Origin of the sequence: Halorubrum sp. CGM4_25_10-8A (assembly GCF_005435025.1) — an archaeon.
GTDB lineage: Archaea > Halobacteriota > Halobacteria > Halobacteriales > Haloferacaceae > Halorubrum > Halorubrum ezzemoulense.
Window position 1 is genome coordinate 1 of sequence record NZ_SGTX01000068.1, and the last position, 382, is coordinate 382.

Consider the following 382-nt stretch of genomic DNA (forward strand, 5'->3'; position numbering starts at 1 on the left):
GTTGAGAGCGAAGCGGAATTCAAAGACCTCGTTCAGGAAACTTTTGAGAAAATAACGAAACGCGTCAGCTTCGCAAAGAAGTGGTGTGAACAGTTCCTTGACTTTCGAATGTTATCTTAATCATTACGGGACACCTACCTCGTCTTCGAGTTCGGTGACGATCTCGCGGGCGAGATCGTACCTGGTGTCGTGGTCTTGGTCATTGTCGTCCTGTTTTTCGTAGAGGCGGAAGGTGAGTGGGTAGGCGGTTTTGTCGTCAGCGTAGAAGGCGTAGATGAGGTCTTGGCCCCAGACAGTGTCACCTTCAGCGTGATCGTAGAAGTGGCCGACGCCGGGGACTTCGTCCCCGGCTTTGTGGGTGATCGTGTCGTCGAGGATGATG

General features: G+C 52.6%; 2 pseudogenes. One reads left to right on the forward strand and one right to left on the reverse strand.

The features are described 5' to 3' along the window. Window positions 1-120, forward strand: a pseudogene (locus tag EXE52_RS18150) (IS630 family transposase); the annotation flags it as partial. Between the two features lie 6 nt (window positions 121-126). Here EXE52_RS18150 and EXE52_RS18155 read toward each other — a convergent pair. After that, window positions 127-382 (reverse strand): annotated as a pseudogene (locus EXE52_RS18155) (transposase); the annotation flags it as partial.